The organism is Salipiger bermudensis (assembly GCF_017309175.1).
GTDB classification, from domain to species: domain Bacteria; phylum Pseudomonadota; class Alphaproteobacteria; order Rhodobacterales; family Rhodobacteraceae; genus Salipiger; species Salipiger bermudensis.
This window is the reverse complement of sequence record NZ_JAEKJV010000018.1, coordinates 24,387-47,453: the sequence shown is the minus strand read 5'-3', so window position 1 is coordinate 47,453 and position 23,067 is coordinate 24,387. Positions and strand designations below refer to the sequence as shown.

Genomic DNA, 23,067 nt, shown 5'->3' with positions numbered 1-23,067 from the left:
GGTGGTGAAGTTTCCGTGACGGTGCTGGTCCTCGTCACTCATGCGGGCTAGGTCCCCTCTCGATACAACTGGAGGGGAATCTCAGATGGGTCTTTTCGGAATCATCCTGTCACTCGGGCTGCTGATGTATCTCGCTTATCGCGGGATCAACGTGCTGATCCTTGCGCCGCTGCTCTCGGCGCTCGCGGTGCTGATGTCCGGCGGTCTGCCGGTGCTGGCGACCTATACGCAGGTCTTCATGGAGAGCCTCGGCGGCTACGTCATCACCTATTTCCCGCTGTTCCTGCTGGGCGCGATCTTCGGCAAGGTGATGGCCGATGGCGGCGCGGCGCGCACCATCGCCGAGCGCATCGTCGACTGGGTCGGGCCGGGGCAGGCGATCCTTGCCGTAGTGCTGGCCTGCGGCGTGCTGACCTTCGGCGGCGTCTCGCTCTTCGTGGTGGCCTTCGCGATCTATCCCATCGCCAACGCGCTGTTCCGCCGCGCCGACGTGCCCAAGCGGCTGTTGCCGGCGGCCATCGCGCTGGGCTCCTTCACCTTCACCATGACCGCCTTTCCCGGCACCCCGGCGATCCAGAACGCCATCCCGATCCCGTTCTTCGGCACCAACGTCTTCGCCGCGCCGCTCTTCGGCACGCTGGCGGGGGTCATCATGCTGGGCGGCGGCACGCTGTGGCTGAACCGCCGCCGGGCCAGCGCGCAGGGCCGGGGCGAGGGCTATGGCGAGCATGACAGCACCGGCGCCGACAGCACGTTGCCGTCCGATGTGAAACTGCCGAATTTTGCCGTGGCGATCGCTCCGGTGGTGGCGGTGATCGGGCTCAACGCGCTGTTCACCTACGTGCTGATCCCGATGATGTCGGCCGACTACCTCGCCGAGCCGCAATATGGCGAGACCTCGCTGAGCTCGGTCGCCGGCATCTGGGCCATCATCGTGTCGCTGACCCTGTCGATCCTGCTCGCCATCGGGCTCAACTGGGGCCGTTTCAAGGATGTGTTGGAGACCGTCAATACCGGCACCATGGGCTCGCTCCTGCCGGTGTTCAACACCGCCTCCGAGGTCGGCTACGGCGCGGTTATCGCCTCGCTGCCGGCCTTCGGTCTGATCCGCGACGCGGTGCTGGGGCTGTTCCCGAACAACCCCGTGGCCTCGCTTGCGGTGGCGGTGAACGTTCTGGCGGGCATCACGGGCTCTGCCTCGGGCGGCATGTCGATTGCGCTGAACGCGCTCGGCGAGCAGTTTGCCGAGATGGGGCAGGCGCAGGGCGTGAGCATGGAGCTGATGCACCGGGTCACCGCGCTGAGCTCTGGCGGGTTCGACGCGCTGCCGCACAATGGCGCTGTCATCACCCTGCTGGCGATCACCGGGCTGACCCACAAGAAGAGCTATGGCGACATCTTCATGGTCGCGGTGGCGATCCCGGTTCTGGCCACGATCACGGTGATCGTACTGGGCTCGCTCGGCCTCTGAGGGGCAAAGCTGCCGTTTTCTTGAGCGGTTTGCGCAGACCATTGCGGAAAGACGGTGGGCCGATGCTGCATTGCAGCGTCGGCCCTCTCGATTCACACGATCTTCGGTTAGGGTGAGAGAGGGAGGACCGGACCAACGCCAATTGAAGGACCTCTCCCCATGTGCCTGACCGCTGAAGCGCTCTTCCTCTTCCTGTCCGTGCTGCCACCCGAGATCGTCGAGACCACGGAATCCCGCATCACCGTCGCAGCCGAGACCCGTGACGCGGTCTGGCTCGCCAAGGGGGACGAGTGGTGCACCTCTGCGCCTCAGATCGACGCCGCGATCCGGCTGAAGCGCGGCGAGGCGCTCTGATCGCAGCCGCAACGCAAAAGCCCGCGCCGGTGAGGGCGCGGGCCTGATCCGGCCAGAGCGGCCGGATGGATCAGCGAACGATCAGTTCTTCGCCTTGTCGACCATCTTGCCGGCGGAGATCCACGGCATCATGTCGCGCAGCTTTTCACCGACCTGCTCGATCTGGTGCTCGTCATTGGCGCGGCGCGAGGCCTTGAGGGTCGGCTGGCCGACCTGATTCTCGAGCATGAAGTCGCGCACGAACTTGCCCTTCTGGATGTCGGTGAGGACTTCCTTCATGCGCTTCTTGGTCTCCTCGTAGGGGAGGATGCGCGGGCCGGTGACGTACTGGCCATACTCGGCAGTGTTGGAGATCGAGTAATCCATGGTGGCGATGCCGCCTTCATAGATCAGGTCGACGATCAGCTTCACCTCGTGAAGGCACTCGAAATAGGCCATCTCGGGGGCATAGCCGGCTTCCACCAGGGTCTCGAAGCCGCAGCGGATCAGCTCGACGAGGCCGCCGCAGAGCACGACCTGCTCGCCGAAGAGGTCGGTTTCGCACTCTTCGCGGAAGTTGGTCTCGATGACGCCCGAGCGGCCGCCGCCGATGGCCGAGCAGTAGGACAGGCCGATCTCAAGCGCCTTGCCGGTGGCGTCTTGGTCGACGGCCACGAGGCAGGGCACGCCGCCGCCCTTGACGTACTCGCCGCGCACGGTGTGGCCGGGGCCCTTCGGTGCCATCATGATGACGTCGACGCCGGGCTTCGGCTCGATCAGGCCGAAATGCACGTTCAGGCCGTGGGCAAAGGCGATTGCCGCGCCGTCCTTGAGGTTGTCATGGACGTATTTCTTGTAGGTCTCGGCCTGAAGTTCGTCGGGCATGGTGAACATGATCAGGTCGCACCAGGCTGCCGCTTCGGCGATGCCCATTACCTGCAGGCCTTCGCCTTCGGCCTTCTTGGCCGAGGGGGAGCCTTCGCGCAGGGCGACGACGACGTTCTTCGCGCCGCTGTCGCGCAGGTTCAGTGCGTGCGCGTGGCCCTGGCTGCCATAGCCGAGGATCGCCACTTTCATGTCCTTGATCAGGTTGATGTCGCAATCGCGGTCGTAATAAACGCGCATGGTCTCGTCCTTCCTAGGTGATCTTGTTTTTGATCTCGTTGTGGCGGGCAATCTAGCGGGCCGGGGGCGATGGTGCTTGCGTAGTTCTTGAATTTTCCACGCAATGGTGAAAGGTCATTCTCGGTTTTGAGATTATGCGGGGAATTCATGCTCGACGATACCGACCGGCGCATCCTGCGCCAGTATCAAGCGGCGCCCGAGATGCCGTCGGCCGAGCTGGCCGAGCGTGCCGGCGTCACGCCCTCGACGCTGGCGCGGCGGCTGGCCGCCATGCGCGAGGGCGGCGTGCTGCGCGGCGTGCGCGGCGTGGTGCACTGGCCGGCGCTGGGCTACGACATCGAAGTGATGCTGAGGGTGACGCTGGAAAAGACCCATCCGCGCGCCTTCGACGAGTTTCTCGCCGGCGCCCGCTTGGTGCCGGAGGTGACCGAGATCCAGACCTTCCTTGGCTCGGTCGACATCCGCCTCGTGGTGATTGCCCGCGATCTCGCGCACTATCAGGTGCTCTACCGCGAGAAGCTGCTCACCCTGCCGCATATCGCCGACATCGAGGCGCTGATGCATGTCTCGCTGGTGAAATCCGACGAAACGGTGCCGCTGTGAGCGCCCTTGAGGATCTCGACGAGATCGACCGCGCGCTGATCCGGGCGCTGGCCGAGGATGCCAATGCCAGCGCCGGGGCGCTGGGGCGCCGGCTCGGCCTGTCGCAGCCGGCCTGCTGGCGCCGTATCCAGCGGCTGCGGGCGGCGGGCGTGTTCCGCGGCGCGCGCCTCGATCTCGATCTCGAGCGGCTGGGCTTCGGGGTGACCGTGTTCCTCGGCATCAAGCTCGCCACCAAGGGCCGGGTCAGCCTCGAGGATTTCGAGCGCGCTGTGCGGGCGATCCCGGAGGTGCAGGTGGTCGATCACGTGCTTGGCGCCTTCGATTACCGGCTGAGAGTGGTGGCGCGTGACCTGCCGGATTTCGAACGCGTGCTGCGGCGGCGTATCATGACGCTGCCCGGCGTCGGCAATGTCGAGGCCAACGTGATGCTGAGCGAAGAGCGCCGTCCCGGCCCGGTCTAGCCGTCGGGAGGCGGGACGGCGCTCGCCTGCGGCAATCGCCCCGCCCGCCATCCCGCGATGCCGCCCTTCGGAGGCGTTGCGTTTGCCGCGCGATGGGGTATCGAAGGGGCAAACAGACAGGAGCTTGCCATGCCGCTGCGCGATGATGTCGACCCGAACGGGCTCGAGGAATTCTCGGTCGTCTTCACCGACCGCTCGCTGAACCACATGTCCGCCGATTTCCAGCAGGTGATGCGTGACATCTCCACGATGCTGCGCGAGGTCTACGGCGCTGAGGGCGTGGCGCTGGTGCCGGGCGGCGGCACCTTCGGCATGGAGGCCGTGGCGCGCCAGTTCGGCCAAGGCGCCAAGGCGCTGGTGGTGCGCAACGGGTGGTTCTCGTTCCGCTGGTCGCAGATCTTCGACGCCGGGGCTTTTGGCGGCGAGGTGACGGTGATGAAGGCGCGCCAGACCGGCAACGAGCCCGTCGCGCCCTTCGCGCCGGCCCCGATCGAGGAGGTGGTCGCCGCGATCCGCAACGAGGCGCCGCAGATCGTCTTTGCCCCGCACGTGGAGACCAGCGCCGGCATCATCCTGCCCGACGACTACATCCGCGCCATGGCCGAGGCCGCCCACGAGGTCGGCGCGCTGATGGTGCTCGACTGCATCGCCTCGGGCTGTATCTGGGTCGACATGGCCGCCACCGGCGTCGATGTGCTGATCTCGGCGCCGCAGAAGGGTTGGTCGGCGACGCCCTGCGCCGGACTGGTGATGCTGTCGCAGCGGGCGCTGGCGCGGATGGAGGAGACATCGTCGAACTCCTTCGCCATGGACCTCAAGAAATGGCGCGAGATCATGGCGGCCTACGAGGCGGGCGGTCACGCCTATCACGCCACGATGCCGACTGATGGTCTGAAGATGTTCCGCGACGCGATGATCGAGACCCGCGATATGGGCTTCGACACCGCCAAGGCCGCGCAATGGGATCTGGGCGACAAGGTGCGCGCGATGCTTGCGGCACGGGGCATCACGTCGGTGGCGGCCGAGGGCTTCGGCGCGCCCGGCGTGGTGGTGAGCTACACAGACGATCCCGAAATCAAGACCGGCCGCGCGTTTGCCGCGAAGGGCACCCAGATCGCCGCCGGTGTGCCGCTGCAATGCGACGAGCCGGCCGGCTTCTCGACGTTCCGGCTCGGGCTCTTCGGGCTCGACAAGCTGGCGGATGTCGATGGCACGGTGGCGCGGCTCGAGACGGTGCTCGACCAGGTGGTCTGAGCGGCGCAATCGCCGGGGGGGGGGGGGCCAGCCCCCTCTTGGCGCAAGCGCCAATTCACCCCCGAGGTATTTCGAAACCAGAGAAGACAGGAGCGCTGTGCCCCTGTCTTCTCTTCGTCAAAAATACTCCCGCCGGAGGCAGGCCGGACCGTGCCGCCCGCGCGACGTCGGGCACGGGCACCACGCTGGACGGAGGCGCGTTCCTCACGCTCAGGTTCTGGTGCCGAGACCCAGTTGCATCAGCGTGCGGCGCACCGGGGCGATGCCGTAGAACGCGTCGAGTGCTTTGGCGCGGGCATCGCGCAGCGGGGGAGCGGAGAGCATCGACGTCCGGTTGAGCAGCGTGATGCCCGCGACCCGGGCGCGGATGTCGACGATGCGCTGGCGGTGATAGCTTGCGAGCATCTGGCGGTCGCCGAGCCGGTCGGGGGCCCGGATTGCCAGTTCGTGAAGTGCGCGCAGGTCGTTCAGGGACATGTTGAGCCCCTGCGCGCCGATTGGCGGCACCACGTGGGCCGCCTCGGCGACCAGAGCCAGTCGCTCGCCGGAGAGGCGTTCCGCGTGCTGCGCGATGATCGGCCAGAGCGTGCGCTGCGAGGCCAGTTTCAGCGGCCCCAGGATATGACACGAGCGTTCGGACATGGCGGTCTCGAGGTCGGGCGTGTCGAGCTTGAACAGCGCCTCCGCCTTCGGGCCTTCCTCCATCCAGACCACCGCCGAGGAGGGCTGGCCATCCAGATCCGGCAGGGGCACGAGGGTGAAGGGGCCGCCGGTGCGGTGGACCTCGGTCGAGACATTGCCATGCGGGATCGGATGGGTCACCGCGAAGGCCAGCGCCTTCTGGCCGAAGCGCGTGGTCTTCACTCCGATCCCGGCGGCGCGGCGCATCGGCGAGTTGCGCCCGTCGGCGGCGATCACCAGCCGCACGGTGGCGTGGCTGCCATCCGACAGCCCGACCCGCGCCGAGGCCTCGCGGGTGAAGAGCGTGGTCGTGCCGGTGCCGGGGCGAAAATCCACCCCCGGCATCTCGTGCAGATGGGCGGAGATCTCGCGCCGCAGCAGCCAGTTGGGCAGGTTCCAGCCAAACGGCCGCTCCGAGATATCCTCGGCGTCGAAATCCCGCGTCACGCGCGGCTCGGGCCGCTCACCGCCGGCATCGATGATGCGCATCACCTGGAGCGGCATGGCGTGGCCGTCGAGCCGAGCCCAGATTCCGCACTGGTCGAGGAAATCCCGCGCGGGCTGCAGGAAGGCGGTGGTGCGCAGATCCGCTCCGGCCGCCTCTCGGTCGGTCACCGGAGGGGCAGGGTCGACGCAGAGCACCGAGAACCCGGCAGAGCCGAAGGCGGCGGCCGCGGTCAGACCCGCGATGCCGCCGCCCGAGATGAGAATGTCGTAATCCATGACCGCTCTCCTTTGCCTCTCTATCTAGGGCAGGCGCGGGTAAGAGGCCATGCCGCTTACTTGCCGACCGTGATCAGAAGGATCCCGGCATAGCAGAAAGGCACGCAGGCCAGAGCCGACATGGCAAGACCCACGGGACCCCAGATCACCGTGGCGGTGACGACCAGCGCGAGAAACAGCGCGATGCCAGCGAAGAGCTTGGCTTCGATGCTGATGCCGCCCGAACGGGTCTCGGTGGGGGTGGCGTAGTCTGCGGTCTGGGTCATGGCCATTCGGGGATCTCCTTCGAAACTGTCTGGCGGCCGCGCGGAGCGGCGGTTCCGGACCGGAGATAATGATGCACGCGACGCATATCATCTGTCAGAATTGCCGCAGGCACGAAATGTCGCAGTCTGTCGCGCGGGCTCAGCGCAGTCCGCGCAGAAAGGCCGTAAGATCATCGGTATGGTGCTCGATGTGATCGCCCTCGCCACGCTCGGGCGCCACGTGCACGGTGCGCATGCCCATGGCGTGCGGCGCCGTCAGGTTGCGCGGGTCGTCCTCGAACATCGCGGCCTGCGCGGGATCTGTGCCGTCGAGTGCAAAGACAGCGCGGAAGGCGCCTTCCTCGGGCTTGGGGCGGTAGCCCGCGTGCTCGACACCATAGATCGCGTCGAAGGCTGCATCCAGCCCACGCGCCCGCAGCACCTGCGCCGCATAGGGCGCGCTGCCATTGGTGTAGACGATCTTGCGCCCGGGCAGCGCGGTGATCAGTTCGGCCAGGTGCGGGTCGGGGGTGAGCGCGTCGAAGGTGATGTCGTGCACTTCCTCGAGATAGGCGTCGGGATCGATGTGATGCTCGGCCATCAGTCCTGCCAGCGTGGTGCCATGCAGGTGCCAGTAGGTCTTGCGCAGGGCGTCGGCCTCGCCGTGGTCGGCGCCGGTGACGCGCATGACGAAATCGGTCATCTTACGCTCGATCTGGTCGAAGAGACGGGCGGCGGGCGGATAGAGCGTGTTGTCGAGGTCGAAGACCCAGTGACGCACGTGAGAGAAATGCTGTTTCACCATGGCGGCGACCCTAGTCCCGGCGCGGCAGCGCGGCAATGGGCGCATTGATCCCGGTGGCGTGATGGCGCTATCGTCGCGCAATCGCCCGAGGAGACACGCATGAACCAGATCCGCACCCCCAACAAGGACGCCTACACGCTGATCCTCGAGGCCATCGATTCCGGCGTCTACCGCCCCGGGGACCGTCTGGTCGAGAGCGAGCTGGCCGAGCGCTTCGGGGTGTCGCGCACGCCGATCCGCGAGGCGCTGCAGCGCCTCGAGACGCAGTCGCTGCTGGCTCGCGACGGGCGCTCGCTGATCGTCGCCTCGCTCGATCACAACCAGATGGCCGAACTCTACGTGGTGCGCACCGAACTCGAGGGGCTGGCGGCGCGGCTGGCGGCGCGTCATGCCACCGAGGAAGAGATCCAGGTGATGCGCGACATGGTCAGCGAGGACCGGGTGCTGCTCGACGATCCCTCGGCGCTGGCCCGCGCCAACCGGCGCTTTCACAAGATGATCCACCTCGCCTCGCACAACCGCTTTCTCGTGCAGCAGCTTGATCTGGTGCATCGCTCCATGGCGCTGATGGCCACAACCTCGCTCGCGGCGCAGGGACGGGGCGAGATCGCGCTGGCCGAACACAAGGCGATCGTCGACGCGATCTCGCGGCGCGACGAGGATGCCGCCTACAAGGCGCTGCGCGACCATATCTCGGTGGCCTTCGTGACGCGGCTCAAGCTCGACAGTCACAAGATCGACTGAGCCGTGCCCTGTGCGGGGCGCTCCGGCAGGTCGGCGCCTTCGTGGTCGGGCGCGGAGTGGCCGTGCATCGTCTTGTCCCAGAAGAACGGACGGGTGACCAGCTCGAGCAGCGCCTTGTAGATCGCCACGGTTGCGAGGGGGAAGTAGAGAAACAGCGTCGGAACCCAGGGCAGCAGGCCCTGGTGCGGGCTCCGCGCGACCGCGGCGACGCTGACCATGAGCGAGATCGCCTCGGCGACGAGGAAGCCTCCGAACAGCAGCTGTTTCTGTGCCTCGGTGAGGATGGCGAGGCCGGCGGGCTGCCAGCCAAGCAGCAGCAGCCAGAAGCTCCAGAGCGCGGGGGCGAGCAGGAACTGCAGGATCGTGGTGAGAAACAGGACCTGCATCCCGACGAACCGCCACGCTCCGAGATCGCGCAGCAGCGTGAGCGGTCGGCGGGAGTGCACCAGCCAAGTGACCATGTAGCCCTTGAGCCAGCGCGACCTCTGCCGGATCCACGGCCAGGTGCGGTTGTTGGCTTCTTCCCGGGTCACAAGAGGGACGAGCTCGGTGACATAGCCAAAGCGGGCGAGGCGGATGCCGAGGTCGGCGTCCTCGGTGACATTGTGCGCGTCCCAGCCGCCAACCCGGTCGAGCGCCTCGCGACGGAAGAACACGGTGGTGCCGCCGAGCGGAATCGGAAAGCCCAACCGGGCGAGCCCGGGCAGCACGAGGCGGAACCACGTGGCGTATTCGATGGTGAAGCAGCGCGACAGCCAGTTGGCGTGGGGGTTGTAGAAATCGAGGATGCCCTGAAGGCAGGCGGTTTCGGGCGGGGCGCGGCAGAAATGCCCGGCGACCTTGAGAAGCTGGTCGGGGGCAGGCGAGTCCTCGGCATCGTAGATCCCGACAATGTCGCCCTGGGCGAAGGTCAGCCCGTAGTTCAGCGCCCGCGGCTTGGTCGCGATCGGGCCGCCTGGGACCTCGATCACCCGCAGCCAGGGCGGCAGGCGGGTTGCCGCCAGCGCGGCGCGGGTGGTGTCGTCGCTGGCCTCGAGCAGCAGCAGCACTTCGAGCCGGTTGCGTGGGTAGTCGAGGCGCGACAGCCGGTCGAGCAGTGCCGCGGCGATCCGCTCCTCGCGGAACAACGGCACCAGCAGCGAGATGCGGGGAAGTCGCACGGGGCCGACTGGTGCGTCCGGCACCGAGCGCCGGCTGGCAAGGAGCGCGGCAAGCCGGGTGATCTGGGCGAGGATCAGCACCGCGATGGCAAGCGATGCAGCCGCCAGAAAGAACGCCGCGGGGGCGAGCGCGAGGGTGGTCAGCGCGGCCAGCGCAAAGCCGCCGGCGGCAAGCGCCCGTCGCGGCGTGAGCCGGTTCAGGTCGCGGCAGCTCAGCTCGGGGCGCAGGCGGGTTTCGGCGTCGCGGGCCAGTGCCGGGCCGTGGCGAGCGGCGATCTCGGCCTGGATGTCGGCCATCGAGGCGATGGCCATGACCACGTCGTCGCAGCCGGGAGGCAACGCGGCGCGCGCCGCGTCGAACCTCTCGGGCCGGGCGGTGGCCAGAAGCAGGGTGTTGCCAACCCGCCGCCACGGCAGGGCCGCATAGCGCAGGCAGGTCTCGGGCGGCAGCAGGCGCGCAAGGGCAGGATCCGGCGGACGCTGGTTGCGCTCAAGATGCAGCACCGGGCCGCGCCAGAGTGGCGCCGGGGCCTCGGCGAACTGCAAGCTGCGCACGGGCGCCACGGCAAACGGCCGCGATGGCTTTGGCGCGGGGATCTTCGGGGCGGCTGACTCTGCGGCGCTGGCGCCACGCGCCGGGCGCGTCGAGCGGAAGACCGGTCTGCTCTCTGGCATGATCCCCTCCTGTACCGGGACAGGAAGGGTTCTGGAGACTTATGGTAAAGCGTTCGTTAATTTCGGCGGGTCGCGCCGAAATTTCGCCGCAATTACATCGCCTGGACGAAGCGCTCGAACAGGTAGAAGCTGTCCTGCGGGCCGGGGCTCGCCTCGGGGTGATGCTGGACCGAGAACACCGGGCGGTCGCTCATGCGGATGCCGCAATTCGAGCCGTCGAAGAGCGAGACATGGGTCTCGACCACGCCTTCGGGCAGCGACTGGCCGTCGACCGCGAAGCCGTGGTTCATCGAGGTGATCTCGACCTTGCCGGTATCGAGCTCCTTGACCGGGTGGTTGGCACCGTGGTGGCCGTGGTTCATCTTGACGGTCTTGCCGCCAAGCGCCAGCGCCAGCATCTGGTGGCCAAGGCAGATCCCGAAGACCGGCAGCTTGGTGTCGTCGAGGATGCCCTTGATCATCGGCACGGCGTAGGCGCCGGTCGCGGCCGGGTCGCCGGGGCCGTTCGACAGGAACACGCCGTCGGGATTGTGCGCCAGCACCTCTTCCTTGGTGGCGGTGGCGGGCAGCACGGTGACATCGCAGCCGGCAGAGGCGAGGCAGCGCAGGATGTTGCGCTTGGCGCCGTAGTCGATGGCGACCACCTTCTTCTTGGGCGCGGTCTGCGGCGCGTAGCCCTCGGGCCAGGCCCACCGCATCTCGTCCCAGCGGTAGCTCTGGGCGCAGGTCACGCCCTTGGCGAGGTCGACACCGGTCAGACCCGGGAAAGCGCGCGCCGCCTTGACCAGAGCCTCGACGTCGAAATTCCCCTCGGGATCATGCGCAAGTGCCACGTGCGGTGCACCGGACTGCCGGATGGCGCGGGTCAGACGCCGCGTGTCGATGCCGCCGATGGCGATGCGTCCGCGCGAGGCGAGCCACTCGGACAGCTCCTGCACCGCGCGCCAGTTCGAGCTTTGCGTCGGCATCCACTTGACCACCATGCCCGCGGCGACCGGATCCTGGGTCTCGTCATCCTCGGGATTCACGCCGACATTGCCGATATGCGGGAAGGTGAAGGTCACGATCTGCCCGGCATAGGACGGGTCGGTCATGATCTCCTGGTAGCCGCTCATGGCGGTGTTGAAGCAGAGCTCGGCCTCGGTCTGGCCGGTGGCGCCGAACCCCTGTCCGTAGAACAGCGTGCCATCGGCGAGGGCGAGGCAGGCAGTAGGTTTGGCGATCGGCGGCATGGCGCGACTCCTTTTGGCAGCTGGCAGACGGCAAATTGCGCCTTAGGTAAGGTGCGCGGGACTTGGGGTCAAGTGCTATCCTGAAAACGAAATGTGTTTGAAATCAATGCTTTAGCGGGCGGGCGCGCAGAGTTGCGCCGCGCCGGGGCTTTCGATAGGTTGGGCGCTTGAAACGTCAACGGGGATAATCGTTTCCATGCAATTGCGAGAACGCATCTCGGCTGCGACCAAGCAGGCGATGAAGGACCGGGCCACCGACAGGCTGTCGACGCTGCGGCTGATCAACGCCACGTTCAAGGATCGCGACATCGCGGCTCGGAGCGCGGATGGCGAGACCAAGGTCGACGAGGCCGAATTGCTGGCGCTGCTGGTGAAGATGGTCAAGCAGCGCAAGGAAAGCGCGCGGACCTACGAGGAGGGCGGCCGGCTCGACCTCGCGGAACAGGAACTGGCCGAGGTCGAGGTGATCGAGGAATTCCTGCCAAAGCCCATGAGCGACGCGGAAATCTCGCAGGCGGTCGACGATGCAATGACCGAGGTCGGCGCCAGCTCAATCCGCGACATGGGCAGGGTGATGGGGGTGCTCAAAGGGCGCTACCAAGGCCGCATGGACTTTGGTGCCGTGGGGCCGATGGTCAAGGACCGGCTCGCCGCGGCGGGCTGAGGCCCGGGGTTTTTCCCAACAGGCAGGTGGCGGCGGGATCGCCGCTCAGGGCTCGGGAAATTGCTTCCGGGCCGCTTCCCAGTCCTTTGGGTCGACGGGGAATCGCTGCACGAAACGGGTCTTGAACCCGACCCGTCCGCGGCGCGCACCGAAGTTCTCGCCGTGATTGAGCACGTAAAGCACCGACGGCCGGCGCAGCGCCGAAAGACCGCGTCCGGCGAGCCCTGCCAGATAGGGGAACATGCGGTGCTCATGCGCGGTCATCTCGCGCAGGAAGGCGGCGCTCTCGGGCAACTCGGGATCGTGCAGCAGCGCGGTGCAGGAGCCGCAGAGCTTCCAGAACGGCTTGCGCAGCGCCTTGGTGAGGCGGCGCGGCCCGGCCAGCGCCGCGTCGGCGGTGGCATGATCCATCACGTAGCCGGTTTCGACGAGGTAGCCGGCCTCCTGCCGCTCCAGCATCTCGGAAACCGTGCCGTCGCGCAGCAGGTCATCGGCATCGAAGCTCATGACATAGGCGGGGCCCCGCGACTCAGCGGCGAGGTGATCGCAGAGTGCGGCCAGCTTGCGCCACTTGTCGTTGCCGGGCGTCGGATCGTCGAAGGGTAGCCAGCTGATCCGCGGATCGTCGGGGAGCGGCGGGCGCTCCTGGCAGCAGATCACCGCCTGCCACGCGCCATCCTGCCGGCGAAAGCTCTCGACGGTCTGCTGCAGCCGCTCGGTCACCGCTTGCCAATCGCCAACGTGATGCGGCCCGACCAGCGGCACGAGGAAGATCACCTTCTCGGCCCGGGGGCGGGGTCTTCCTCGAGCCGCAGCGCGCAACGCCAGCGCCGCCTGTTCCGATGGCGCGGGCGAAAGCCGCTCAGCCAGGGACGGCGCGAGGGTTGCGGCGGCGCGCAGGACGAGGCGTTTCAGCTTGGGCGTGGCGGGGGCCTGGGCCATGGGAAATCCTTGCGGGGACCGGGGGGGCGTCAGGGGCGGGCGAGCACGCGCACCCGGTCGCTCAGCTCGGCGAAAAGGGTCTTGCGTTCGTCTTCGCTCAGAAACGCGCCGATCTCAACCTCTCGCCCGCTGCCCTGCAGCGTCACGTAATAGGGCACCGGGCCGCCGCGCTCGTGCATCGCGACTTTGACCCAGTAGGGGTTGCCCTCCCAGTCTTGATCGGGGCCGCGCGGGTTGTGCCGCACGAGGCGCAGCGTCTCATGGTCGATGGTGAGGATCTCGAGGATCTGCCGGTCTCGGTTGTTGCGTCGGATCGCGAACCAGATGCCGCCCACCGCCAGCAGCATGAAGGGCAGCAGACCCCAGAGCAGCACCGTGCCGATCAGCCCGAAGAACGGGATCAGCGCCAGCAGGAAAAAGCTCAGGATGAAGATCGAGAAGCCCTCGGCCGAAAGCGACTGGTGCGGCCAGAGATGCAGCTCTGCCCGGTCGGACGGTGTCTCGGTCTGTTCCCAGCGATATGGCATGACGGGCGAAATCTAACACCTCCCGCGCGCCGGTCGACAAGAAAGATGTCGCAGGTCTGCTTCTTTGGCGAGGGGGCGCGGGGCTCAGGCCGAGAGCCAGCCGGTCTCGAGCGCGCGGGCCCATTCGTCTCGGCCGCGCGCTCGGGCAAGGGCGGCCATGCGGCGGCTGTCATAAGGCACGTGGCGGTGGCTGACCTGCCAGCTCTCGCCCTCGCGCGTCAGCACCGCATAGCAGGCATCCGGCGTGCCGGTCTCGACCACGTGCGGCACCGGGTGGATGTCGTCATAGCCGGGGCAGCCGACGCTGCCGGGATTGACGATGAGCTGCCCGTTCAGGCGCACGGCGCGGGGCAGGTGGGTGTGGGCGCAGAGGATCAGAGGCCGGGTCACGCCCCCGAGCCGCGCGGCAACGGTGGCCTGCGGGGCAGGGTGCACGATGCCCTCGGGGCTGACCTCGTCGAGCCAGTAGACCTGATCACTGCCGGGCGTGGCGTGGCAGAGGAAGGCATTGCCCAGCTCCAGCACCATCGGCAGGCTGCGCAGCCAGCCCATCGCCCTTTCCGGGAGTTCGTCACGGGCGACCCGGTCCGAGGCCATAAGCTCGTGCGGAAGATGCTCGATCAGGTGGCGGTCATGGTTGCCGCGCACCGTGGGGAAGGCGCGCCGGTGCAGGATCTCCCAGGTTTCGGAGGCGGCGAGCGGGCCGCTGAACACGTCGCCCAGATTGATCACCGTGCTGATGCCGAGCCGGTCGATATCGGCCAGCACCGCGCGCAGGGCGTCGGCGTTGCCGTGGATGTCAGCGATGGCGGCGAAGCGGTTGGGCAGGGTCATGCGACAACTGCAGCCGGTTTTGCGCGCTTGCGCAAGGAGGCAGATCAACACCGCGCCAAAGAAGAAGGCCCCGGAGCGTGCTCCGGGGCCTTCTGGTCTGTCGGGATCAGCGTGGCGCTCAGTGCGCGTGTTGCTTGTCCCAGTCCTCGCGCTTCGGCAGCTGCTCGAAGGTGTGCTCCGGCGGCGGCGAGGGCAGGGTCCACTCGAGCGTGTCCGCGTATTCGTTCCACGGGTTACGCTCGGTCGCCGGTGCGCCCTTGCGGATCGTGTAGATCACGATGCCGAAGAACAGCAGGAACGAGGCGAAGGACAGGAGCGCACCCCAGCTCGACACGAAGTTCCAGGTGGCGAAGGCCTCCGGGTAGTCGATGTAGCGGCGCGGCATGCCCTGGCGGCCCAGGAAGTGCTGCGGGAAGAAGGTCAGGTTCACGCCGACGAAGAACATCCAGAAGTGAATCTTGCCCAGCGTCTCGTTGTACATCTTGCCGGTCATCTTCGGCAGGTAGAAGTAGACCCCCGCGAAGATGGTGAAGGCCGCGCCCATCGACATGGTGTAGTGGAAGTGCGCCACGACGTAGTAGGTGTCGTGATAGGCGCGGTCCACGCCAGCCTGGCTCAGCACGATGCCGGTCACGCCGCCGATGGTGAACAGGATCAGGAAGCCGAGGGCGAAGAGCATCGGCGTCTTGAACTCGATCGAGCCGCCCCACATCGTCGCGATCCACGAGAAGATCTTAACGCCGGTGGGCACCGCGATCACCATGGTGGCGAGCATGAAGTAGCTCTGCTGACGCAGCGACATGCCGACGGTGTACATGTGGTGGGCCCACACGACGAAGCCGAGCGCGCCGATCGCGATGATCGCCCAGACCATCGGCAGGTAGCCGAAGACCGGCTTGCGCGAGAAGGTGGCGATCACGTGAGATGCGATGCCGAAGCCCGGCAGAATCACGATGTACACTTCCGGGTGGCCGAAGAACCACAGGATGTGCTGGTAGAGGATCGGATCACCGCCACCTGCGGGGTCGAAGAAGGTGGTGCCGAAGTTGCGGTCGGTCAGCAGCATGGTGATGGCGCCGGCCAGAACGGGAAGGGCCAGCAGGATCAGCCATGCGGTGACGAAGATCGACCACGCGAAGAGCGGCACCTTGAACAGCGACATGCCCGGGGCACGCATGTTCAGGAAGGTGGTGATGATGTTGATCGCGCCGAGGATCGACGAGGCGCCCGAGACGTGCACCGCGAAAATCGCGAGGTCGGTCGACATGCCCGCTTCGGTGGTCGAGAGCGGCGGGTAGAGCACCCAGCCGATGCCCGAGCCGAGCTGGCCGTTGCCGCCGGGCGAGAACACCGAGCAGACCGCCAGCGTGGTGCCGGCAGCATAGAGCCAGAAGGACAGGTTGTTCATGCGCGGGAACGCCATGTCCGGCGCGCCGATCTGCAGCGGCATGAAATAGTTGCCGAAGCCGCCGAAGAGCGCCGGAATCACCACGAAGAACATCATCAGGATGCCGTGGCCGGTGATCATCACGTTCCAGAGGTGGCCGTTGGGCGTGCAGTTTTCGGTCGCGGTCGGAATCAGACGCGCCCCTTCCATGCACATGAATTGAACGCCCGGCTCCATGAGCTCGAGTCGCATGTATACGGTGAAGCACACCGAAATGAGGCCCACGATCGCCGAGGTGATCAGGTACAGAATCCCGATATCCTTGTGATTCGTAGACATGAACCAGCGGGTAAAGAACCCCCGGTCATCCTCATGTTCGTGGCCGTGAATGGCGGCGTCTGCCATTGTCTGCCTCCTGTTGGTCCGTCCCTGGCGGCTGCTTGAGAACCACAACCCACCTCTCTTTCAAGTCTCTCTTTTAGAATGTCCCTAAGGACGCGGCAATATTGGGGTTTGATCTGGATCAAACTTTATTGTCGCACCTCCCTTGCGACGGGCACGCATCCTTCCAATAAGGGGGGATGAGCGCGATCTGGTTCTACCTTTCTGCGATCGGCGCTTTCCAGCGCAACCAGGGGGCGTAGGCACATGTGACTTGACGCGAGCATGCGCGACACGTCAGGTTTTCCAGACCTGTCAGCACCGCCGTTTGGTGCTAGGGTGAAGACATTAATACCAAGTTTCTTTGTTTTGAGTGGAGAAGCCCGCGATGGCTTATTTTGAGCACACGGTATTCGAGTCCGTTTGGCGGACAGTCTGGCGCTGGGTATCAGCGCCGTTCTGTAGCCGCAGGAAGCAGGTTCTCGAGCAGCGCGCGACGCTGCGAACGATGTCTGATGACGAACTCCGGCAGATCGGGCTGACCCGCGAAGACCTCCGAGACGAGATGTTCCGCACGCCCTGACCGGGCGCTGCCGAGCAGAGACCTCACCTTGCCCGACCCCAGTCTGCAAGGTGCGTGCCTGTCGGTGTTGTTCCCCACCGTGACAGGCTAGGCTGACCGGAGCGGCTCTCTCCCCAGATCCGCCGCTCCGGTCAATTCCCGTGAGGAACCCTTGATGAACGATCCGCTGCCCGAGACCGCGATTGCCGGTATCTCCGACCTTCCGGTGATCGAGGCGATCGTCGAGGCTGCCTACCGTCCCTACGTGGCGCGCATGGGTCTGTTGCCGGGGCCGATGCGCGACGATTACGCCGCCCATGTCGCCGCCGGACGGCTGCGGGTGCTGCGCGATGGGCAGGGGGTGGCGGGGCTTCTGGTGCTGATCCCGGAAGCGACCCACATGCTGCTCGACAATATCGCCATCGCGCCGCGGGCGCAGGGCCGGGGCTATGGCCGCCTGCTGCTCGACTGTGCTGAGGCCGAGGCGCGGCGGCAGGGCTTCGGCGTGATCCGCCTCTACACCCACGTGACCATGGTCGAGAACGTCGCGATCTACCGCAAACGCGGCTATGCCGAGACCCACCGCGCAGAGGTGAACGGACTGCAGCGCGTCTACATGGAGAAGCCGCTGCCCTGAGCGGCTTAGTTGCCGAAGACCTCGTCGAAGCTGCGCTTCAGCGCCACGTCGAGGTCTGCCATGCAGACCGGCAGGCCGAGATCGACAAGGCTGGTGACGCCGAACTCGGTGATGCCGCAGGGCACGATGCCTTCGAAATGCGAAAGCTCCGGTTCGACATTGATCGAGATGCCGTGGAAGCTCACCCATTTGCGCAGGCGGATGCCGATGGCGGCGATCTTGTCCTCGGTCATGCGTCCGTCGGGCAGGCGCGGCCGGTCGGGGCGCTCGACCCAGACACCGACCCGGCCCTCGCGGATGTGGCCGGTGACGTTGAACTCGGCCAGCGCCGCGATCACCCAGGCCTCGAGCTGCTGCACGAAGCGACGGATATCGCGCCCGCGCCGGTTGAGGTCGAGCATGACGTAGATCACCCGCTGGCCGGGGCCATGATAGGTGTACTGCCCGCCGCGCTTGCTGTCGTAGACCGGGAAGCGGTCGGGCTCGCGCAGATCCTCGGCCCGGGCCGAAGTCCCGGCGGTGTAGAGCGGCGGGTGCTCGAGCAGCCAGATCGCCTCGTCGGCCTCGCCCGCGGCGATGGCGGCGGCACGCGCCTCCATGAAGGCCACCGCCTCTTCATAGCCCGTCAGGCCATCGGATGTGATCCACTCGGTCATGGCGGATCGGCTAGGCCCAGTCGGGCAGGGCGTCAAGAGCGCACCGCACCCGGTTTGGAAGCCTGTCCGTCAAGGTTGAGGCATTTTTGCATCGCTCATTCATTGACAGAATCGTGAATGCGACCGAACCTGACGCGATAGCACGTCGACTTTTCGCCCTTTTTCGCGCGGCCGCGGCATCAATTCATTCGCGGTTCGCTCCATTTTCTTCAGGAGATTGACCGTGAAACGCCATGTCATCGCCGGCCTTCTTACCTCAAGCATCGCCCTCACACCGCTGCCCGCGCTGGCCGACAACGCCTTTGTCGGGGGCCTCGTGGGGGGCATGATCGGCAGCGCCATCGCCAACCAGCCGAAAAAGCAGCGGGTCTACCGCGCGCCGGCCAAGAAGACCTATACCAGCCGCAGCAGCAGCGTGAACACGGCGCAGCGCGCCGCCAACCGCGACACCCAGTCGGCGCTGAACTATTTCGGCTTCAACGCGGGCTCGGTCGATGGCGTCATGGGCAGCCGCTCGCGCTCGGCGATCTCGAGCTATCAGGCCCACATGGGCTATACCCCCACTGGACAGCTCACCCAGTATGAGCGCGACTTCCTGATCGGCTCCTACCACCGCGCGCAGGCCGGCGGACCGGCCACCTCGCAGCTCATCGCCTCGAACCCGCTTGGCGTGAAGGGGCTGCTCGTGGCCTATCGCGACGAGCAGATGAATGGGGGCGGGCGCAGCGCGACCTCCTCGATCGGCGGCCACTACGGCCTGCCCAGCGTCGTCGCCGCCGCCGTGAACGAGATCGCCAAGAGCTCGGACCCGACCGCCGAGCAGCTGGTGCAGCGCAGCGGTTTCATACAGCTTTCGGACATCAACGGCGATGGCCAGACCGACTATATCGTCGACACCTCGGTCACCGGCTCGGCCTTCTGGTGCAGCGCCCAGAGCTGCATGGTGCGGGTCTTCGCCTCGACCCCGGACGGCTACGAGCGGAACGACTTCCAGGCCTTCAACGTGACGCCGGCGATGTTCACCTGCACCCGCGGCACCTGCTCGAAGACAGAGGGCAGCGGCACGATGGCCGCGGTGGCGCCCGCCGTGCCGGTGCCACAGGGGATCCGTCCGGCGCCGGGCACGCAGATGGCCGCCGCCCCGGTGCCGTCGGCGGTTCCTGCAGTGCCCGCCACGACCGCGGCCGTCAACGCAAGCCCGGCTCTGCCCAACTTCTTCGGTGGCGACAGCAGCCCGACCGAGGCCTCGCTGGCCTCGCATTGCAACACCGTCAGCCTCGTGACCTCCACGAATGGCGGCTACATCACCGCCGAGACGCTGACCGACGCCGGCGCGGCGATGGCAGAGCAGCTCTGCCTCGCGCGGACCTACGCGATTTCGGCCGGCGAGACGCTGATGGGGCAGGTGCAGGGCGCCAGCCAGCAGCAGATCGCCGATCAATGCGCCACCTTCGGGGCGCTGCTGAAAGAGCAGGTCGCGTCGGTCTCGCTGCAGCCGCGCGATCAGGTGCTGCAAAGCGTGGGGCAGTTCGTACTCTCCACCGGCATGTCCCCGGCGCAGCTCGAGAAGACGGCGCAGATCTGCCTCGCCTCGGGCTACAAGTCCGATGACATGGGCACCGCGATGGGTGCGGCGCTGATGCTGGTGGCGCTGGGCAAGGGCCCTTACGCCGAGCTGATGGGCCACCACCTGAGCCAGGGCTTCGGCGCGACCCAGCGCGAGGATCTTGCGGTCGGGTGGTACGATCAGGCGCTGACCTCGCTCGACGGCGGTGCCACACCGGTCTTCGGCCCCGGCCAGCCCGAGCGTGCCGGGCTGCTGCGCAAGGCGTCGATGATGCTGGGTGGCAGTGCGTCGGCAGGCGACAGTGCTCCGGAAGTCACCCAGGCGGGCCTTCCGGTGTTCAGCATCTCCGAGTGATCGGGCTCCGATAACCCTCCGATAACCCATGGTGTCGCGGCGGGCTCGACCGGCCCGCCGCGCCGCGTTTGAGGGGGTGCGCGAAAAAATCTGCGCGCGGATGCATTTCCCTCTTTTCATCCCCCGCAGGCTTTTGTAGAGAGCCCCTCACCAAGTCAGGACAGTGCGGTCGTGGCGGAATTGGTAGACGCGCAGCGTTGAGGTCGCTGTGGGGTAACTCCCGTGGAAGTTCGAGTCTTCTCGACCGCACCATTCTCTCCGAACATCGGTGAGTGAGCCTTCGGGCAAACCGGCCCTCCGGCCTTTGCCGGGGTCCGCCCTGTCTGGGTTTCCCCCTTTCTCAACCTGTCGCACCTTGGCGCATAAGATGTTGTCCGTCGCTTTGGCTTGCGCTGGTCGCTGGTGCCATGCGCATGGCTTCGCGCCCCTCGGGCGCAAAGCTGCGTTTCGGGAAGGTGGTTTGAAGATCAATCGGTTCTGGGCTGGCGCTTGCCCGCCGCGACACATCCCAGTTGGCGTTCACGATGTTCATCGCGGCCACCATGCAGATGGCTGAAGCCTCAACACCGCCGGGCATGTCGATCCTCGGAGCCTGCAGACCGACCCCCAAAAGGCTGGACCGCTGACGGTATCGCCCGGGCATCCGCGAGGTGCGGGGCTCAGTTTACCTTGTAGATGCGCAGGGCGCTTTCGCTGTCACCGCTCGGAATCGCTTTCAGGAAGCCGGGCACCGCGCCGCCTTCCAGCGCGTGGCCGAAGCCGTCGAAGCCGGCATTGGCGAGGGTGGTCAGCTCGGGATCGCCGGGACAGACCAGCATGTAGTCGATGCCATGCCTGACGAGCGCGGCCTGTGCGGCCTCGGGCGTTGCGGCAAGCGTGATTTCGAGCTGCGCGCGCATCCCGTCCTGATTGCGATGATAGGGCGCCGAGAGCGTGCGGTGGCCGCTGTGCAGCAGCACGTGGGTGCCGAAGTTCGACGGCGCCGACACCACGCCCTCTGGCAGCGAGGCGAGCGCGGCCATGGCGCCGGGTGTGAAGCAGGCCTGCGCGTCATGATCCGGCGCGGCGGGGGCCGCGTTGGCGGGGCGGGCGACATGGTCCGCCAGCGTCTCGGCGCCGCTGACGAGCTGTACCCAGCTCATCGGGAGGGCGAGCAGCGCGCAGGCCAGCGCCGCGAGGCCGCGGCTGGTGCCGCGCCCGTCGCGCCAGGCACGGTGCAGCTCTGCCGTGGTGACGCCCAGCACGGGGGCCGAGAGCGCGGTGAGCACGAAGACGCCTCGCAGCTGGTAGCTGCCGATGGCCAAGGCGGAGCTGAGCAGCACGCCGATCAGCAGCCAGGCGCCGCTGCGTTGGCGCCACGCGTGGGACAGCGCCAGCCCGAACGCCGCAAGGCCGAGCAGGTAGTAGCCGAAGAGGAACGGCTCGGCATCGGTCGCGATCAGGTCCGCAAGGCTGCGGGCCTCGCGCACGAAGGCCATCCAGCGGGCATCGAGATAGGGGTCGAGCGCACCGTAGGGCTCCGACAGGCAGGCGGGCGTGGCGGCAAGCGTCAGGGCGCCGACGGCGGCGAAGAGGCCAAGGAGCACGCCGGCGCGGGTGTTGAGGGGGCGGTCGGAGACACATGCCGCCGCCAGCGCCATCGCGCCCACGCCAAGCGCGACCGGCAGCGCAAGGTCGATCGAGAAGGCGTCGCAATAGCCGCCCAGATAGGCCGAGGCCGGGGCAAGGGCGGGGAAGAGCAGCGCCAGCCCGCCGACCGCGCCGAGCGCGAAGCGCAGCACCGGGCCGCGCTCCACGACGCCGTTGGCCAGCCAGAACCCTGCCATGCCGAAGGTGCAGAGCGCCAGCAGCGGCAGGGTTTCGACTCCGATGGCGAGGCTTGCGGCCAGCGCGAGCCCCGCAATCACTGGCAGCAGGCGGCGGTCGCGGCGGTCGATCACGCCCCAGAGCAGCAGCAGGAGCAGCGCGACCTGTGCGTTGTGATGGTCGATGGCACCCGGCAGGAAGCGGGCGTCGCCCCAGAACATGCCGGCGACCAGTGCCCCCGAGACCGGGCCCGCGACTGCGCCGCCAAGGGCGGTGCCGATCCGGGTCACCAGCGCGATCACGGCGGCAAGCATCAGCAGGGGCCAGATCGTGATGGCGAGGATCTCGGCCTGAAGGCGATCGGTGAACAGGTCCAAAAACAGCACCAGTCCGGCGATGGGGGTGTCGATCAACCGCGACCAGTGCATCTCGAACCCGCCCTCGAGCCCAAGGCGGCTCTGGGTCAGGTCGAACCAGCCCTGACCGGCGAGCAGGTCGCGAACGCTCACCAGCCGCATCGCCGAGTCGTTGCCGAGCGCATAGAGCAGCTCGGTGGCCGCGGGCGCCCGGGCCAGCGTCACGAAGGCGACATAGGCGAAGGCGATGATAGGCAGCCAGCGGAGGAGCGGGCTGTGCGTGTCGGTCTGCTGGGTCATTCTGACGGCTCTGACGGTTCTGACTCGTTAACGGGGTGATGCGCCGGGGGCGACGCGGCAAACGCTCGTGGCGGGGTCGCCACAGCGGCCGGGGCGCGGGGTGCTCCGGCCTTGATCGAAGCGGGCAGGGCGGCGCATATCGGTGCCATCCGCAACCGCGAGGTGCCCGTGTCCGAGCGCTCCCGACAGACGGCCGCCGGCGAGCGGCGGCGCCATCTCGGTGGCTTTGCGCTGGCCGGGCTGGCCGGATTCGGTGTCGATGCGGGCGTGCTCTCGGCGCTGCTTGGGCTGGGCTTGTCGCCCGGGCTGGCGCGGGTGCCGTCCTTCGTGGCGGCGGTGCTCACCACCTGGGCGATCAACCGGACCCTGACCTTCCGCACCTCGACCCGTGCCTCGCTTGCCGAATTCCTGCGCTACATCCTCGCCATGGGGCTGGGTCTCGCGATCAACTACGCCACCTTCCTGCTGGCGCTGCGTCTGAGCGAGGCCGCCGCCGCGCAGCCGGTGCTGGCGCTGGTGCCCGCGACCGCTGCCGGCATGGTGGTGAACTTCCTCAGCTCGCGCCATATTCTTCACCGCTGA

Annotated in this window: 23 protein-coding genes and 1 tRNA gene; 11 read left to right on the top strand and 13 right to left on the bottom strand. The window is 67.2% G+C overall.

Annotated features, from left to right (window positions below):
• The first annotated feature begins 85 nt into the window (after nucleotides 1-85).
• Both JF542_RS19950 and JF542_RS19945 read left to right on the top strand, forming a co-directional pair.
• Nucleotides 86-1,471 carry a GntP family permease gene (locus JF542_RS19950; protein WP_207077146.1) on the top strand — a complete coding sequence of 462 codons (1,386 nt, stop codon included), beginning with the start codon at nucleotides 86-88 and terminating at the stop codon, nucleotides 1,469-1,471.
• Nucleotides 1,472-1,630: 159 nt separating this feature from the next.
• Nucleotides 1,631-1,825: a hypothetical protein gene (locus JF542_RS19945; RefSeq protein ID WP_007798324.1), complete on the top strand. Its 195-nt coding sequence runs from the start codon at nucleotides 1,631-1,633 to the stop codon at nucleotides 1,823-1,825.
• An 81-nt stretch (nucleotides 1,826-1,906) separates the two neighbouring features.
• Here JF542_RS19945 and ilvC read toward each other — a convergent pair whose 3' ends face one another.
• Nucleotides 1,907-2,929, bottom strand: coding sequence for a ketol-acid reductoisomerase (gene ilvC / locus JF542_RS19940; RefSeq protein ID WP_007798327.1), 1,023 nt, complete (start codon nucleotides 2,927-2,929; stop codon nucleotides 1,907-1,909).
• A gap of 147 nt (nucleotides 2,930-3,076) precedes the next feature.
• On the opposite strand from ilvC, the gene JF542_RS19935 reads away from it, so the two are divergent.
• From JF542_RS19935 to JF542_RS19925, 3 genes are all read left to right on the top strand, one after another.
• On the top strand, nucleotides 3,077-3,532 hold the full coding sequence (locus JF542_RS19935) for an Lrp/AsnC family transcriptional regulator (RefSeq protein WP_007798328.1): 456 nt from the start codon (nucleotides 3,077-3,079) through the stop codon (nucleotides 3,530-3,532).
• Complete coding sequence (locus JF542_RS19930) at nucleotides 3,529-3,993, top strand: Lrp/AsnC family transcriptional regulator (protein ID WP_007798330.1); 465 nt, start codon at nucleotides 3,529-3,531, stop codon at nucleotides 3,991-3,993. Before JF542_RS19935 ends, JF542_RS19930 begins: the two co-directional genes overlap by 4 nt.
• 129 nt (nucleotides 3,994-4,122) lie before the next feature.
• A complete protein-coding gene (locus JF542_RS19925) occupies nucleotides 4,123-5,247 on the top strand; it encodes an aminotransferase class V-fold PLP-dependent enzyme (protein ID WP_207077145.1) in 1,125 nt (374 codons plus the stop codon).
• Nucleotides 5,248-5,457: 210 nt separating this feature from the next.
• On the opposite strand, the gene JF542_RS19920 is transcribed toward JF542_RS19925, so the two are convergent.
• The 3 genes from JF542_RS19920 to JF542_RS19910 all read right to left on the bottom strand — a co-directional run bounded on the left by JF542_RS19920 (nucleotide 5,458) and on the right by JF542_RS19910 (nucleotide 7,701).
• Nucleotides 5,458-6,651, bottom strand: a complete 1,194-nt coding sequence (locus tag JF542_RS19920; protein WP_207077144.1) for a UbiH/UbiF family hydroxylase — start codon at nucleotides 6,649-6,651, stop codon at nucleotides 5,458-5,460.
• A gap of 56 nt (nucleotides 6,652-6,707) precedes the next feature.
• Nucleotides 6,708-6,917, bottom strand: a complete 210-nt coding sequence (locus JF542_RS19915; protein ID WP_242533858.1) for a hypothetical protein — start codon at nucleotides 6,915-6,917, stop codon at nucleotides 6,708-6,710.
• Nucleotides 6,918-7,056: 139 nt separating this feature from the next.
• Nucleotides 7,057-7,701, bottom strand: a complete 645-nt coding sequence (locus JF542_RS19910) for a pyrimidine 5'-nucleotidase (protein WP_207077143.1) — start codon at nucleotides 7,699-7,701, stop codon at nucleotides 7,057-7,059.
• Between the two features lie 99 nt (nucleotides 7,702-7,800).
• Between JF542_RS19910 and JF542_RS19905 the strand changes: the two genes are divergently transcribed.
• Nucleotides 7,801-8,445, top strand: coding sequence for a GntR family transcriptional regulator (locus JF542_RS19905; RefSeq protein WP_007798345.1), 645 nt, complete (start codon nucleotides 7,801-7,803; stop codon nucleotides 8,443-8,445).
• Here the strand turns inward: JF542_RS19905 and JF542_RS19900 are convergent.
• Together JF542_RS19900 and carA are read right to left on the bottom strand one after the other, a co-directional pair.
• Nucleotides 8,430-10,280, bottom strand: coding sequence for a glycosyltransferase family 2 protein (locus JF542_RS19900; protein WP_207077142.1), 1,851 nt, complete (start codon nucleotides 10,278-10,280; stop codon nucleotides 8,430-8,432). The genes JF542_RS19905 and JF542_RS19900 overlap by 16 nt on opposite strands.
• Nucleotides 10,281-10,372: 92 nt before the next feature.
• Nucleotides 10,373-11,512, bottom strand: coding sequence for a glutamine-hydrolyzing carbamoyl-phosphate synthase small subunit (carA, locus tag JF542_RS19895; RefSeq protein WP_207077141.1), 1,140 nt, complete (start codon nucleotides 11,510-11,512; stop codon nucleotides 10,373-10,375).
• Between the two features lie 196 nt (nucleotides 11,513-11,708).
• Here carA and JF542_RS19890 point away from each other — a divergent pair, with 196 nt between their 5' ends.
• A complete protein-coding gene (locus tag JF542_RS19890) occupies nucleotides 11,709-12,176 on the top strand; it encodes a GatB/YqeY domain-containing protein (RefSeq protein WP_007798351.1) in 468 nt (155 codons plus the stop codon).
• A 45-nt stretch (nucleotides 12,177-12,221) separates the two neighbouring features.
• On the opposite strand, the gene JF542_RS19885 is transcribed toward JF542_RS19890, so the two are convergent.
• From JF542_RS19885 to ctaD, 4 genes are all read right to left on the bottom strand, one after another.
• A complete protein-coding gene (locus JF542_RS19885) occupies nucleotides 12,222-13,118 on the bottom strand; it encodes a hypothetical protein (RefSeq protein ID WP_207077140.1) in 897 nt (298 codons plus the stop codon).
• 29 nt (nucleotides 13,119-13,147) lie between these two features.
• Complete coding sequence (locus tag JF542_RS19880) at nucleotides 13,148-13,645, bottom strand: DUF2244 domain-containing protein (protein ID WP_207077139.1); 498 nt, start codon at nucleotides 13,643-13,645, stop codon at nucleotides 13,148-13,150.
• An 84-nt stretch (nucleotides 13,646-13,729) separates the two neighbouring features.
• A complete protein-coding gene (locus JF542_RS19875) occupies nucleotides 13,730-14,479 on the bottom strand; it encodes a metallophosphoesterase family protein (RefSeq protein ID WP_207077138.1) in 750 nt (249 codons plus the stop codon).
• Nucleotides 14,480-14,597: 118 nt separating this feature from the next.
• Nucleotides 14,598-16,271, bottom strand: a complete 1,674-nt coding sequence (gene ctaD, locus JF542_RS19870; RefSeq protein WP_007798362.1) for a cytochrome c oxidase subunit I — start codon at nucleotides 16,269-16,271, stop codon at nucleotides 14,598-14,600.
• 713 nt (nucleotides 16,272-16,984) lie between these two features.
• Between ctaD and JF542_RS19860 the strand changes: the two genes are divergently transcribed.
• On the top strand, nucleotides 16,985-17,446 hold the full coding sequence (locus tag JF542_RS19860; RefSeq protein WP_207077136.1) for a GNAT family N-acetyltransferase: 462 nt from the start codon (nucleotides 16,985-16,987) through the stop codon (nucleotides 17,444-17,446).
• A gap of 5 nt (nucleotides 17,447-17,451) precedes the next feature.
• Here JF542_RS19860 and lipB read toward each other — a convergent pair whose 3' ends face one another.
• Nucleotides 17,452-18,102: a lipoyl(octanoyl) transferase LipB gene (gene lipB, locus JF542_RS19855; protein WP_207077135.1), complete on the bottom strand. Its 651-nt coding sequence runs from the start codon at nucleotides 18,100-18,102 to the stop codon at nucleotides 17,452-17,454.
• 223 nt (nucleotides 18,103-18,325) lie between these two features.
• On the opposite strand from lipB, the gene JF542_RS19850 reads away from it, so the two are divergent.
• Nucleotides 18,326-20,023, top strand: coding sequence for a peptidoglycan-binding protein (locus JF542_RS19850; RefSeq protein WP_207077134.1), 1,698 nt, complete (start codon nucleotides 18,326-18,328; stop codon nucleotides 20,021-20,023).
• A gap of 165 nt (nucleotides 20,024-20,188) precedes the next feature.
• Nucleotides 20,189-20,275, top strand: a tRNA-Leu gene (locus JF542_RS19845).
• An 88-nt stretch (nucleotides 20,276-20,363) separates the two neighbouring features.
• On the opposite strand, the gene JF542_RS19840 is transcribed toward JF542_RS19845, so the two are convergent.
• Complete coding sequence (locus JF542_RS19840; protein ID WP_207077133.1) at nucleotides 20,364-20,600, bottom strand: hypothetical protein; 237 nt, start codon at nucleotides 20,598-20,600, stop codon at nucleotides 20,364-20,366.
• Between the two features lie 82 nt (nucleotides 20,601-20,682).
• Nucleotides 20,683-22,485 (bottom strand): hypothetical protein, encoded by a 1,803-nt coding sequence (locus JF542_RS19835; RefSeq protein WP_207077132.1) that lies wholly within the window; start codon nucleotides 22,483-22,485, stop codon nucleotides 20,683-20,685.
• A 111-nt stretch (nucleotides 22,486-22,596) separates the two neighbouring features.
• Here JF542_RS19835 and JF542_RS19830 point away from each other — a divergent pair, with 111 nt between their 5' ends.
• A complete protein-coding gene (locus JF542_RS19830) occupies nucleotides 22,597-23,067 on the top strand; it encodes a GtrA family protein (RefSeq protein ID WP_207077131.1) in 471 nt (156 codons plus the stop codon).

Excerpts from the sequence above, each read along its gene's own strand:
- lipB (WP_207077135.1), bottom strand. The coding sequence starts at position 18,102 with ATGACCGAGTGGATCACATCCGATGGCCTGACGGGCTATGAAGAGGCG.
- JF542_RS19885 (WP_207077140.1), bottom strand. The coding sequence starts at position 13,118 with ATGGCCCAGGCCCCCGCCACGCCCAAGCTGAAACGCCTCGTCCTGCGC.
- JF542_RS19910 (WP_207077143.1), bottom strand. The coding sequence starts at position 7,701 with ATGGTGAAACAGCATTTCTCTCACGTGCGTCACTGGGTCTTCGACCTC.
- JF542_RS19890 (WP_007798351.1), top strand. The coding sequence starts at position 11,709 with ATGCAATTGCGAGAACGCATCTCGGCTGCGACCAAGCAGGCGATGAAG.
- JF542_RS19905 (WP_007798345.1), top strand. The coding sequence starts at position 7,801 with ATGAACCAGATCCGCACCCCCAACAAGGACGCCTACACGCTGATCCTC.
- JF542_RS19950 (WP_207077146.1), top strand. The coding sequence starts at position 86 with ATGGGTCTTTTCGGAATCATCCTGTCACTCGGGCTGCTGATGTATCTC.
- JF542_RS19900 (WP_207077142.1), bottom strand. The coding sequence starts at position 10,280 with ATGCCAGAGAGCAGACCGGTCTTCCGCTCGACGCGCCCGGCGCGTGGC.
- JF542_RS19945 (WP_007798324.1), top strand. The coding sequence starts at position 1,631 with ATGTGCCTGACCGCTGAAGCGCTCTTCCTCTTCCTGTCCGTGCTGCCA.
- ilvC (WP_007798327.1), bottom strand. The coding sequence starts at position 2,929 with ATGCGCGTTTATTACGACCGCGATTGCGACATCAACCTGATCAAGGAC.
- JF542_RS19880 (WP_207077139.1), bottom strand. The coding sequence starts at position 13,645 with ATGCCATATCGCTGGGAACAGACCGAGACACCGTCCGACCGGGCAGAG.
- JF542_RS19925 (WP_207077145.1), top strand. The coding sequence starts at position 4,123 with ATGCCGCTGCGCGATGATGTCGACCCGAACGGGCTCGAGGAATTCTCG.
- JF542_RS19915 (WP_242533858.1), bottom strand. The coding sequence starts at position 6,917 with ATGACCCAGACCGCAGACTACGCCACCCCCACCGAGACCCGTTCGGGC.
- ctaD (WP_007798362.1), bottom strand. The coding sequence starts at position 16,271 with ATGGCAGACGCCGCCATTCACGGCCACGAACATGAGGATGACCGGGGG.
- JF542_RS19835 (WP_207077132.1), bottom strand. The coding sequence starts at position 22,485 with ATGACCCAGCAGACCGACACGCACAGCCCGCTCCTCCGCTGGCTGCCT.
- JF542_RS19840 (WP_207077133.1), bottom strand. The coding sequence starts at position 20,600 with ATGCCCGGCGGTGTTGAGGCTTCAGCCATCTGCATGGTGGCCGCGATG.
- JF542_RS19860 (WP_207077136.1), top strand. The coding sequence starts at position 16,985 with ATGAACGATCCGCTGCCCGAGACCGCGATTGCCGGTATCTCCGACCTT.
- JF542_RS19935 (WP_007798328.1), top strand. The coding sequence starts at position 3,077 with ATGCTCGACGATACCGACCGGCGCATCCTGCGCCAGTATCAAGCGGCG.
- JF542_RS19920 (WP_207077144.1), bottom strand. The coding sequence starts at position 6,651 with ATGGATTACGACATTCTCATCTCGGGCGGCGGCATCGCGGGTCTGACC.
- JF542_RS19875 (WP_207077138.1), bottom strand. The coding sequence starts at position 14,479 with ATGACCCTGCCCAACCGCTTCGCCGCCATCGCTGACATCCACGGCAAC.
- carA (WP_207077141.1), bottom strand. The coding sequence starts at position 11,512 with ATGCCGCCGATCGCCAAACCTACTGCCTGCCTCGCCCTCGCCGATGGC.